The organism is Polaromonas sp. P1_H6, from assembly GCF_056405195.1.
This window is the reverse complement of the sequence record NZ_JBFUCN010000028.1, coordinates 1-11,641: the sequence shown is the minus strand read 5'-3', so window position 1 is coordinate 11,641 and position 11,641 is coordinate 1. Positions and strand designations below refer to the sequence as shown.

10 protein-coding genes and 1 pseudogene are annotated in these 11,641 nt (G+C 65.9%); 7 read left to right on the top strand and 4 right to left on the bottom strand.

The features are described 5' to 3' along the window. The first annotated feature begins 18 nt into the window (after positions 1–18). Together AC1D1F_RS20540 and AC1D1F_RS20535 are read left to right on the top strand one after the other, a co-directional pair. Positions 19–1,362, top strand: a complete 1,344-nt coding sequence (locus tag AC1D1F_RS20540) for a TPM domain-containing protein (protein ID WP_477676102.1) — start codon at positions 19–21, stop codon at positions 1,360–1,362. A 136-nt stretch (positions 1,363–1,498) separates the two neighbouring features. Then, positions 1,499–2,647, top strand: coding sequence for an alpha-hydroxy acid oxidase (locus tag AC1D1F_RS20535; RefSeq protein WP_436153521.1), 1,149 nt, complete (start codon positions 1,499–1,501; stop codon positions 2,645–2,647). A 29-nt stretch (positions 2,648–2,676) separates the two neighbouring features. Here the strand turns inward: AC1D1F_RS20535 and AC1D1F_RS20530 are convergent, their stop codons facing one another. Continuing rightward, the gene (locus AC1D1F_RS20530) at positions 2,677–3,681 is read right to left on the bottom strand and encodes an AraC family transcriptional regulator (RefSeq protein WP_477696262.1); all 1,005 of its coding nucleotides are present in this window, start codon (positions 3,679–3,681) and stop codon (positions 2,677–2,679) included. Between the two features lie 150 nt (positions 3,682–3,831). On the opposite strand from AC1D1F_RS20530, the gene AC1D1F_RS20525 reads away from it, so the two are divergent. Together AC1D1F_RS20525 and AC1D1F_RS20520 are read left to right on the top strand one after the other, a co-directional pair. After that, complete coding sequence (locus tag AC1D1F_RS20525; RefSeq protein ID WP_477676100.1) at positions 3,832–4,674, top strand: class I SAM-dependent methyltransferase; 843 nt, start codon at positions 3,832–3,834, stop codon at positions 4,672–4,674. Between the two features lie 206 nt (positions 4,675–4,880). Continuing rightward, positions 4,881–5,030: pseudogene (locus AC1D1F_RS20520) on the top strand (hypothetical protein); the annotation flags it as partial. 59 nt (positions 5,031–5,089) lie between these two features. On the opposite strand, the gene AC1D1F_RS20515 reads toward AC1D1F_RS20520, so the two are convergent. Then, positions 5,090–5,497 (bottom strand): DUF3224 domain-containing protein, encoded by a 408-nt coding sequence (locus tag AC1D1F_RS20515; RefSeq protein ID WP_477676099.1) that lies wholly within the window; start codon positions 5,495–5,497, stop codon positions 5,090–5,092. Between the two features lie 82 nt (positions 5,498–5,579). Continuing rightward, on the bottom strand, positions 5,580–6,482 hold the full coding sequence (locus AC1D1F_RS20510) for a c-type cytochrome (RefSeq protein ID WP_477676118.1): 903 nt from the start codon (positions 6,480–6,482) through the stop codon (positions 5,580–5,582). Between the two features lie 366 nt (positions 6,483–6,848). Here AC1D1F_RS20510 and AC1D1F_RS20505 point away from each other — a divergent pair, with 366 nt between their 5' ends. From AC1D1F_RS20505 to AC1D1F_RS20495, 3 genes are all read left to right on the top strand, one after another. Continuing rightward, the gene (locus tag AC1D1F_RS20505) at positions 6,849–8,141 is read left to right on the top strand and encodes an MFS family transporter (protein WP_477696263.1); all 1,293 of its coding nucleotides are present in this window, start codon (positions 6,849–6,851) and stop codon (positions 8,139–8,141) included. Between the two features lie 187 nt (positions 8,142–8,328). Then, positions 8,329–9,519 (top strand): Y-family DNA polymerase, encoded by a 1,191-nt coding sequence (locus AC1D1F_RS20500; protein WP_477700816.1) that lies wholly within the window; start codon positions 8,329–8,331, stop codon positions 9,517–9,519. 76 nt (positions 9,520–9,595) lie between these two features. Next, complete coding sequence (locus AC1D1F_RS20495) at positions 9,596–10,786, top strand: DNA topoisomerase IB (protein ID WP_477676097.1); 1,191 nt, start codon at positions 9,596–9,598, stop codon at positions 10,784–10,786. A gap of 19 nt (positions 10,787–10,805) precedes the next feature. On the opposite strand, the gene AC1D1F_RS20490 is transcribed toward AC1D1F_RS20495, so the two are convergent. Then, positions 10,806–11,324: a DUF1569 domain-containing protein gene (locus AC1D1F_RS20490; protein WP_477676096.1), complete on the bottom strand. Its 519-nt coding sequence runs from the start codon at positions 11,322–11,324 to the stop codon at positions 10,806–10,808. Positions 11,325–11,641 lie beyond the last annotated feature (317 nt).

The following is an 11,641-nucleotide window of genomic DNA, read 5'->3' as shown; positions in this document are numbered from 1 at the left end:
GAGACCACCGCGCCCGCCATGCCTGATCCCCAACCCGCCCTGCCGTTCCCTTCTTCACCCGGCACACGGCGCCTCTCCCGGGCCCTGGCTGTGCTGTGGGTGGCGCTGTGTGTGCTGGCGGCCGGTCCTGCCCTGGCGGCGCCGGCCCGTGCCGCGCAGATCGCCGCACCGGTCGATGCCGCACAGGCCGATGCTGCGCAGGTAGCCGCACCCGCCGACGCCGCGCAGGTGCACGTGCAGGTGCCGCCTTACAGCGCGCGCGTGCTCGACACCACCGGCACGCTGAACACCGCACAGATCGCGGCCTTGAACGAACAGATCCTGGCGATCGAAGCAGACACACGGGCCGCAGTGGTCGTGTTTATGCTGCCGACCACGGGTGAAGACTCCATTGAGGAATACGCCACGCGCGTGTTCGAGAAATGGAAACTCGGCGACACCCAGCGCGATGACGGCATCCTGATTCTGGTGGCGCTGGAGGACAGGCGCATGCGCATCGAAGTGGGCCAAGGCCTCGAGGGCACCGTGCCAGACGTGCTGGCGGGCCGCATCATCGACCAGGACATGAAGCCGCGCTTTAAGCGCAACGACTACGGCGGCGGACTGGAAGCGGCCATCAGCCACATCGGGGCGCTGCTGCGAGGCGACATTGAGCCCCCAGACGCGAGTCCCGGTGGCGTCACGCATTTTGGCTGGGCGTTTTTTGCGTCACTGCTGTGGGGTTTCGCCGTGGGTGTGGCCCGCGCGCTCTACCGCTGGAAGTGGCAGCTGACGGTCGGCGTGCTCGCCGCGATGCCCCTGGTGGCGGCGCTTGCCCTGAAGAGTCCCGGCATCGCGGCCATCCTGCTCACTTTCCCGGTGCCGCTGGCGTTCGCGCTGGGTTTCGGCTGCGGCCGCTCCCGCACGGTGCGCAGGATTACCGGTGGTTTTGCGCTGGTGGTGTGCCTGATGGTCGGCACTGCCTTTGTGGTGGGCGCCAAGACCTTCGGGCTGGGCCTGCTCTATGCCGCGGGGGGCGCCATCGGCTGCCTGCTGCTGGGCCTGGTCGGCGCGGGTGCTTACATGGCCTGGAAGCGCAGCTTGCTGGAGTTTGGCGTGCGCTGCGCCGTGGTGGCCGGCATTGTGGGCTATGTGGCCTTCCAGAATCAGCCGGACTTGCTCTTTCTTGACTGGGAATCCTGGCTGCCCACCGGGGTTGCGGCCGGGCTGGCCCTGCTGTTTGGTTTCTTCCCTGGCAGCGTCAGCACCAGCAGCGGGGGCGGCAGCTCATCGAGCAGCAGTTCCAGCTCCAGCTCGAGTTCCAGCAGCCGCAGTTCGTCGGGCGGCTCCAGCAGCGGCGGCGGCGCCTCCGGCAGCTGGTAAAACTGGTGAGCTGGTAAGAGAACGGCCCTGGCCGGGGCCGGCGCCCCGTATTGAAATAATTTGAGGCCCGCCAAAATTTATTCAATCGGCTGGCGGCCCAAACCCTTAGCATTGGGCAACTGAGGAGACTATCGCCGTGCCCGTGATCACCAATATTGAGGACCTGCGCGTCCTGGCCAAAAAGCGGGTGCCCCGCATGTTTTACGACTACGCCGATTCCGGCTCGTGGACCGAAAGCACCTACCGCGCCAACGAAAGCGACTTCCAGAAGATCAAGCTGCGCCAGCGCGTCGCCGTCAACATGGAAAACCGCAGCACGGCGACCACCATGATCGGCCAGCCGGTTGCCATGCCGGTCGCCATCGCGCCCACGGGCCTGACGGGCATGCAGCACGCCGACGGCGAAATCCTGGGCGCCCGCGCCGCCAAAAAATTCGGCATCCCCTTCACGCTGTCGACCATGAGCATCTGCTCCATCGAAGACGTCGCGGCAGGCACGGACCGCCATCCCTTCTGGTTCCAGCTTTACGTGATGAAGGACCGCGCCTTTATCGAAAGCCTGATAGACCGCGCCAAGGCGGCCAACTGCTCGGCGCTGGTGCTCACGCTGGATTTGCAGATCCTCGGCCAGCGCCACAAGGATTTGAAGAACGGCCTGAGCGCCCCACCCAAGCCCACGCTCTCCACCATCCTCAACCTCATGACCAAACCTCGCTGGGGCCTGGGCATGCTGGGCACGAAACGCCACGGCTTCGGCAACATCGTGGGCCACGTCAAGGGCGTGGAAAACATGGGTTCGCTTTCGGAGTGGACGGCCAAGCAGTTCGACCCCGCGCTCAACTGGGGCGACGTGGAATGGATCAAGAAACGCTGGGGCGGCAAGCTGATCCTCAAGGGCATCCAGGACGTCGAGGACGCGAAGCTCGCCGTCAATTCAGGCGCCGACGCGCTGATCGTCTCCAACCACGGCGGCCGCCAGCTCGACGGCGCCATGTCCTCCATCTCCTGCCTGCCCGAGATCGTCGCCGCCGTCGGCAACCAGATCGAGGTGCACATGGATGGCGGCATACGCTCCGGCCAGGACGCGCTCAAGGCCGTCGCCCTGGGCGCCAAGGGCACCTACATAGGCCGCGCCTTCCTCTACGGCCTGGGCGCCATGGGTGAAGAAGGCGTGACCAAGGCGCTGCAGATCATCCACAAAGAGCTGGACCTGACCATGGCTTTTTGCGGGCGCACGGACATCAAGGCGGTAGACACCAGCATCTTTGTGCCGGGTACTTACTGAGGCGTGGCTGGCCTCGGCGGACTGCCGCTTCACCCCGGCTGCAACTGCCCCCGCCGCCAGGCCCCCGGCGGCTGCCCCGTCGCGCGTTTGAAGGCGCGTGAAAACGCCGCCTCCGAGTCATAGCCGACTTCCAGCGCGATCGCCGCCGCGCTCAGGCGGCCTTCGCGCAGCAGGCGGGCGCCGCACTGCATGCGCCAGCTGGTCAGGTACTGCATGGGTGCCATGCCCGTCAGCGTGACGAAGCGTTCGTGCAGGGCCGAGCGGGACAGCCCCACACGGCTGCCCAGTTCCTCCAGCGTCCAGGGCTGGGCCGGGTCGCCGTGCATCAGCGTGATGGCGCGGCCGACCTGGCGGTCGCGCAGCGCGCCCAGCCAGCCCCGGGCTTGCTCCGGCAGCGAATCCAGGTAGCGCCGCGCGCCGTCGACAAACACCATCTCGCTGACCCGCTGCAGCAGCGCCGCGCCGCCCGGGCGTCGGTTGACGGATTCGGATACCGCCTGTTCCAGCATGGGCGCCACCCAGGCGCCTACGCCCTCGGCGGGCAGGTGAAGCAGCCTTGGCAAGGCGTTGATGAGCGGGTTGAAAGGCTTGAGGTCGCAGGCGATGAAACCGCACAGGATGACGGTGCTGGCGTCCTCCAGCGGCAGGCCCAGGCCGGCCTCGAACATGCCGCCGCGGTAGGTGATGGGGATGGGCTTGGGGTCGTCGCGCATCCTGAACAGCCAGTCGTCCTGCTCGGCCGGCGCCAGGCCGGGCGCGCTGGACACCACATGCGCGTCGCCATGCGGCAGCATCACGATGTCGCCCTCGCGCATGCGCAGCGGCGGCTCGCCGTCGACCGCCACCCAGCCCTCGCCCTTGAGGAACAGGTGGTACTCGATGACATGCTCGGCGCCCGGCATCAGCACCGGCGCCATTTCACTCGAATGCGGCGCCTGCGCCGACCACTGGTCGCGGCAGCTGACGTGAAAGAAGACGGAGCCGCGTAGCCGCACGCTGCGCAGCACGTCGGAGAGGGGGTCGAGCGCGCTCATGGCGCTGGTATCGCCGCAATGGCGGATTCAATGGCGGACTTTCGGTCAAGCCGTGGCGACGTCGGGTCAAGCGCCAAACGGGGCCGGCCTCGACCATGGACACACCGGCAAGCCCTATGCCGGCATCCATCCCCTCCAAAGGTATCCAACATGACATCCATCACCGCCACCCCCGAAAAACCGGCCGCCGCACCGGACTATGCCGCGATCAAGCAGCGCCAGCAAGCCACCTGGGCCAGCGGCGACTACACCATCGTAGGCACCACGCTGCAAATCGTGGGAGAGACGCTCGCCGAAGCGGTCGACGTGCGCGCCGGCGAACGAGTGCTGGACGTCGCGGCAGGCAATGGTAACGCCACGCTGGCCGCGGCGCGGCGTTTTGCCGAGGTGACCTCGACCGACTATGTCCAGGCCCTGCTGGACAAGGGCCGAGCCCGCGCCGCCGCCGAAGGCCTGGCCGTGCGCTTCGAGGTCGCCGACGCGGAAGCCCTGCCCTACGAGGCCGGCAGCTTCGACGTCGCGCTGTCGACCTTCGGCGTGATGTTCGCGCCCGACCATGCCAGCGCCGCGCGCGAGATGCTGCGCGTGGTGCGCCCGGGCGGCCGCATCGGCATGGCCAACTGGACGCCCGACGGCTTCATCGGCCGACTGTTCAAGATCATCGGCACCCATGTGGCACCGCCCGCGGGTGTTCGCTCGCCGGCGCTCTGGGGCACCGAGGCGCACCTGGTCTCGCTGTTCGGCCCGCGTGCCAGCAACATCCAGGTCGAGCGCAAGATGTTCTCGTTCCGCTACCGCTCGGCCGCGCATTTTGTGCAGGTGTTCCGCGACTTCTACGGCCCAACCCACAAGGCCTTCGGCGCACTGGATGCGGGCAAACAGGCGGCGCTGGAGCGCGACATCCTGGCATTGCTCAATGAACTCGACGTCGGCAAGGGCCGTGGCCTGGTTGTGCCCAGCGAGTACGCCGAAACCGTGATCACCGTGGCCTGATGAGCCTAGAGGAAACAACATCTCGGCCGAGGCCAACAAGCAATTGGTGCAAGCGATCTTTGCCGAGCTCGAAACCGGCAAGGGTGCGCTCTTCGCAGCCACCCTTGCCGACGACGTCGTCATGCGCGTCACGGGACAGTACAGTTGGTCCCGCAGCTTCACGGGCAAGGAGGCCGTGATGCGCGACCTATGGCTATGTCCGCAGCTTGGTCAAACAAGGCTCGCGGACCATTCCGCTGCACATCTTCGCGGACGGAGACCATGTCATCGTGGAGGCGCGCGGCGCCATGACGACCATGGCGGGGGAAACCTGCGACAACGAGTACTGCCTCATCTACCGGTTTTCAGGCGGCAGGATTGTCGAGATGCGGGAGTATTGCGATTCGGTGCTTTGCGAGGCGCGGCTTGGGCTGTATCAGGCGGGTAAGGGGGCAATCTCATACTCCATCGCATACGAATGCTTTCCGTCGGCAATCTGGATGCTCAGCGTGCCGCTCAGGCCTGTGAGTTCATCGGTCCCTGAATCGGGCACCACGCTGACGCTTAAATGCGGCGCGCCGCGGTTCATGGTGCCGCTGTGCTGAAGCACAAAGCTGCCGCTTTTGCCGTGCAGCGTGCCGGTCACGCGCTCCATCGCGACATAACCGGCCGAGCCTTTGACGGCGGTGCCGGCGCTCAGCATCTCGCCTTTGCTGGTGGCCTGCAGGTCGCCGCTGAAAGTCTTGTTGATGGACAGCCGCCCCATCAGCGGGCCGGCATCGGCATTCGCCAGCGATTGCGGCACAAGATTGACTTCAAAACTTCCGGTGGCATGGGAGGGCATGGCGTTGACTTTCGATAAGAGGGATTGGCAAGCCGGCCATGATGCCAGAGCGCGACGGCCTCCGGCGGCCGTTTACGCGTGCTTACCGCTGCCCGAACGGCCTGGCCGGCACCGTCTGCAGATACGCATACAGCGCCTGCGCGTCGACGTCGTTGAGCGCGCGCAGCGATTCAAAAGGCATCACGGTGATGGGCGTGCCGTCGGGGCGCTTGCCACTGCGCAGCATGGCGACAAAGACGCCCGCGTCCTTGTAGCGCGGCATGGCGCTGCCGTCGCCGGGTGTCAGGTTGGCGGCGGGCGCCCAGTCGGGCGGACCACCGGGAATCTTGCCGCCGGCCAAGGTCGCGCCGTGGCAGCCTATGCACATATTGGCAACATAGGCACCATGCGCGGCGGTCACGCCTTCGGCAATCGGTTTGGCGGGTGGCAGGGTGTGGTCGATTTTTTGCGCGGCGTCCTTGATGGCATCAAAGGCGTAAAGCACCCTGACCGGCAGGGGCAGGTCCAGCACGGCGGCGGCGCCGAGTTTCGGAGGCAGAGCCTTGACGTAGGCGACCAGCGCGCCCAGGTCCTCGTCGGTCAGGCGGTTGTAGTCTTCGCTGGGCATCACGAAAACCGGGCGGGCGTCGGGCTTGACGCCGTGGCGCAGGGTGCGCACCCAGTCCTCGGGCGTGTAGCGCGCCACCACATTGCCCTCGCCGGGCGTGATGTTGGGGCCGGCCAGGCGCATGCCCTTGCCGTCGTTCATGAATTCCCGGCCCGCGCCGCCGGCGCCGTGGCAGTCGGCGCAGCCGCGCGAGTTGTACAGGTAGGCGCCGCGCTCCAACGCCTGGGCGGTGGCGGGGATGGCCACCGGCTGCACGCTGACCTTGACCTGCCGCTGGCTTTTGCTTTCGGCCATCTGGCTTCCGACCACGGCCGTGCCGCCAAGCAGCAGCACGATGACACCCACCACACCGGCGGTCCATTTGATCCATCGCTTCATCGCGTCTTTTCCTCGTCTTGTGGTGGGGTGCAGGCTGGGTCGCTTCACGGGCAGGCTTGCGCTATTTTTGGGCAAAGGCGGGATTCTAGAAGTCCTCTAAGTAATTAGCAGGGGAAATATTTGCCTGGGAGCGCGCCGAAAGCCCCATGGGCATAATGGAAAACCCTTACCCAACTAAGCATTCCAGTGCACGGATCGTTCGCCCAGGCCGGTGTTTTCAGCGCGAGGCGGAGCCTTCAAGGCCGGAGGCCTGAACAGCCGGGGGCCTGAAAACCCCAGAGCCCACATCGGCACGGCTGCGCGCCCGCAGCCTCACAAGCCGACCGGCGTTGCCGGTGCACCTTTGCAAAACACAAGGCAGACTTCATGACCACTCCCCATCCCTACAGCGCTGAAGAGCGCCGCAAGCGCATCTTTGCCATCGTCGGCGCCTCGTCCGGCAACCTGGTCGAATGGTTCGACTTTTATGTCTACGCGTTTTGCGCGATTTATTTCGCACCGGCTTTCTTCCCCTCGAGCGACCCGACCACGCAGCTGCTGAACACGGCCGGCGTGTTCGCCGCGGGCTTTTTGATGCGGCCGATCGGCGGCTGGCTGTTCGGCCGTATCGCCGACAAACGCGGGCGAAAGACCTCGATGGTGATCTCGGTGACCATGATGTGCGCCGGCTCGCTGGCCATCGCCTGCATGCCGACCTATGCCAGCATAGGCGCGCTGGCGCCGGCGCTGCTGCTGCTGGCGCGGCTGTTCCAGGGCCTGTCGGTGGGCGGTGAATACGGCACCACGGCCACCTATATGAGCGAGGTTGCGCTCAAAGGCCAGCGCGGTTTTTTCTCGTCCTTCCAGTACGTGACGCTGATCGGCGGCCAGCTGCTGGCCGTGCTGGTGGTGGTGGTTTTGCAGTTCCTGCTGAGCGAGGACGAGCTGCGCGCCTGGGGCTGGCGCATTCCCTTCGTGATAGGCGCCATGGCCGCGGTGATCGCGCTCTACCTGCGCCGCTCGCTGGAGGAAACCTCCAGCGCCCAGTCCCGCGCCAGCAAGGAGGCCGGCAGCCTGGCGGGCCTGTTCAAAAATCACAAGGCGGCCTTCTTCACGGTGCTGGGCTACACGGCCGGCGGCTCGCTGATTTTCTACACCTTCACCACCTATATGCAGAAGTACCTGGTCAACTCGGCCGACATGTCGGTGAAAACCGCCAGCGCGGTGATGACGGGCGCGCTGTTTGTCTACATGCTGATGCAGCCGCTGTTCGGCATGCTGTCGGACCGCATTGGCCGGCGCGCCTCCATGTTGTGGTTCGGCGCGCTGGGTGCGCTGTGCACCGTTCCCATCCTGACGGCGCTGCAGAGCGTGAACAGTCCCTTCATCGCCTTTTTGCTGATCATCCTGGCGCTGGCCATCGTGAGTTTTTACACCTCCATCAGCGGCCTGGTCAAGGCCGAGATGTTTCCCCCCGAGGTGCGCGCGCTGGGCGTGGGCCTGGCCTACGCGGTGGCCAACGCCCTCTTCGGCGGCTCGGCCGAGTATGTGGCGCTGGGCCTCAAATCGCTGGGCCATGAAACGGTGTTTTACTGGTACGTGACCGGCATGATGGTGCTGGCCTTCCTTGTGGCCTTCCGCCTGCCGCGCGAGGCGCGCTACCTGCACCACGACCACTGAGCGACTTGTCACCCTGCGCGGTGAAGCTCTTTTGGCCGATCCCGGAGCCTGGGATCAATGTGGGCCAAATAGGGCCAAATCGTGTCGGAACGGCCGCGCCCAGGTTGTTGCGAATTGCTATGCTTGCCGGGTGAGCGCCCCGTCCCCTTCCCCCGCATCCAAGATCCGCCGCATTGCCCACCTCGACATGGACGCGTTTTTCGCGTCCGTCGAGTTGTTGCGCTACCCGCAGCTCAAGGGCCTGCCGGTGGTCATAGGCGGCGGCTGGCGCAAGGTCGACGAGGAATTGCGGGCCGCGCAGGGCGAGCGCGCGCTGCGCTTCATCCCGGTCGAAAGTTTCCCACTGCTCAAAGACTATGTCGGCCGCGGCGTGATCACCACGGCCACCTATGCGGCGCGGCAGTTCGGCGTGGGCTCGGCCATGGGCATGATGAAGGCGGCCAAGCTGTGCCCGCAGGCCATCGTGCTGCCGGTGGATTTCTCGGAAATCCGCAAGTACTCGCAGCTCTTCAAGAGCACCATCACCGACATCGCGCCACTGATGCAGGACCGCGGCGTGGACGAGGTCTACATCGACTTCACCGACGTGCCGGGCGGCCAGCGCGAGGGCGGGCGCGTGCTGGCGCGACTGATCCAGAAAGCGATCTTTGAAAAGACCGGCCTGACCTGCTCGGTCGGCGTGGCGCCCAACAAGCTGCTGGCCAAGATGGCCAGCGAGTTCAACAAGCCCAACGGGATTTCCATCGTTTACGAATCCGACCTGCAGGAAAAGATCTGGCCGCTGCATGTACGCAAGATCAACGGCATAGGCCCCAAGGCCGGTGAAAAACTCGCAAAGCTGCATGTGCACACGATCGGCGAACTGGCCGCGCAGGATCCGGGCTGGCTGGTGGACAACTTCGGCAAGGCCACCGGCGCCTGGATGCACGAGGCCGCCTGGGGCCGCGACGACAGGCCGGTGGTGACCGAGAGCGAACCGGTCAGCATGAGCCGCGAAACCACCTTCGACCGCGACCTGCACGCGGTGCGCAACAAGGCCGAACTGGGCGCCATCTTCACCGACCTGTGCGTGCGGCTGGGCGAAGACCTGCGGCGCAAAGGCTATGTGGCCAAGACCATAGGCATCAAGCTGCGCTACGACGACTTCAAGATCGCCACGCGCGACCAGACCGCTGACAGCTACACCGACGACGGCGCCACCATTCGCCGCCTGGCGGGCCAGTGCCTCAAGCGCGTCCCGCTCGAGAAAAAGCTGCGCCTGCTGGGCGTGCGCGCGGCCMCCCTGGCGCGCGCCGACGAGGTGCCGCTGCCCGACGAGAAAAAGCCTGCGAACGCCTCTGAAGGTGCCGAAGCGAACACCACCGACCAGCTGTTCTAAGCCGCTTCCGGCCCGCCGCGCAAAGCGGCTGGGTCCTACAGCCCGGGCCTCGCGGCGCTTCGCACAATGCAGGCCTATGCCCCGCGGCCCAACACCCTCTCCTTCCGCCAGCCCACCCGCTGCGAAAGCCGCTGCGGCGCCCGAACTCAAAGGCTCGGGCCTGGTGTATGTCAGCGATGACATGCCCGGCCTCACCCGCGTCAAACGCGGCAGCGGTTTCCGCTACCGCGACGCCGCCGGCCGATGGATCCAGGACCCGGAAGAAATCCGCCGCATCCACAAGCTGGCGATCCCACCGGCCTACACGCGGGTCTGGATCTGCCCCCGGCCCAACGGCCACCTGCAGGCCACCGGCTATGACGCGCGCGGCCGCAAGCAGTACCGCTACCACGCCGACTGGCAGGCCTTGCGCGGCGACAGCAAGTTCGAAAGGCTGCTGGCCTTCGGCAAGGCCTTGCCGCGCATACGCGCCCGGGTGGCGCGCGACCTGGCGCCGCGCCGCAATGCGCCCGTGAGCCGAAGCCTGGTGCTGGCGACGCTGGTGCGCCTGCTGGACACCACCTTTGTGCGCGTGGGCAACGACGAGTACGCGCGCGACAACGGCTCCTACGGCCTGACCACGCTGCGCAACCCGCATGCCGGCGTGCGCGGCAAGACCCTGCTGCTGCGCTTTCGCGGAAAAAGCGGCGTGATGCAGGACCTCAAGGTGGACGACCCCAAGGTGGCGGCCGTGGTGCGGCGTTGCCAGCAACTGCCGGGGCAGCTGCTGTTCCAGTATGAAGATGAGGACGGCAAGCTTCGCGCGGTGGGCTCAGGCGATGTCAACGACTACCTGGCCGAGATCGCGCAAGGCCGCGGGAAAACGGACGGCGAGCGTTTCACCGCGAAGGACTTCCGCACCTGGCATGGCACGGTGCAGGCGCTGGAACTTACGCGCCTGGCCTGCGGCGCAAACGGCACGAATAGTGATGCGGCGGCCAAAGGCGGTTTCAACGCAAAAGTGGTTCTGCAGGAAGTGGCGCGGCTTCTGGGTAACACGCCGGCGGTCTGCAAAAAATCGTATATCCACCCGGCCGTGCTGGAGCTGGGCGGCCAACTGGCGCAAGACGCACAGGCCATGGCGGAACTGTGGCCCAAGCTTGAATCCGGTAAAAAAATTCGCCGCCTCTACGCCGCCGAGCACCGGCTGCTGGCTTTGCTCGAGAGCCGGCAGAAAAACCAGGCAAAGAAGAAACGCGGCGCGCGAAACGGCAGTCCCGCCCCTTGAAGAAGACGCGGCTATTAAGCTAGCGCGCCACTACAACGATCTCATCCTGGTGGTTGGCGATGTGGAAGGCATGGGCCCGCGAAAAATCAGCCTTGTCGAGCGCGCCGTAGGCAAAGTGCGGCTTGAGCGGTCCCTGGTGGCGTGTGAAACGTTCGATGGCGGCGCGCAGCCGCGTGGAGGCGGGCCTCCAGTCGCCTTCGCGATGCAGGGCCGCCGCGCCGGGAATCGGCTCGCTGAGGCTGTGGCTCATCTGCCCGCGCCACTTGAAAAAAGCAAAGGCCGCCGCGCCGGCCGTGTTCTGGAAGAAAGCGCTTTTGGGCTGCGGGAAACCGTCCAGGCTCATCTCCACGCTTTGCGCCATGTGCTCCAGCACCGAAACCATGGGCCACTGACCCGTGGTTTTGACGCTGGCTGCTTTGTCCAGCGTGTCCAGCCAGCGCAGGGCGTCGTCCAGCGAAGCTACTTTGGGGAGGTCGGCCATTGCGAAGTCTCCGGTCAAGGTCATCGTGGTGGCGGCTAGGAAGTGGCGGCGGTTCATTACCGGAATCCTAGCAGTCGACGGGGCGACTGCTTGTTCCCCAGGCGACAAACCTTTTTTGAGTCCTGCCGGAGCTCCGGTGGCGTGCCCTTTGCTGAGGGTTGCTGGCCGGGGTCGCCCGGCGGCGAGGCACTTTTCTTTGCTTCGCCAAAGAAGAGTACCCAAAAGAAAGGCGACCCGCAGTCTGGGTCCCTACGCTTCGCTACGGGCAACCTGCGGTGCTCGACTACGGCGGGGTCTCGCGCAAACTCGCTTCGCTCAGACAAGCGCGATCCCTGATCCGCCTACGTCTGCGCTCCTCGGCCCAGCCAGGACGG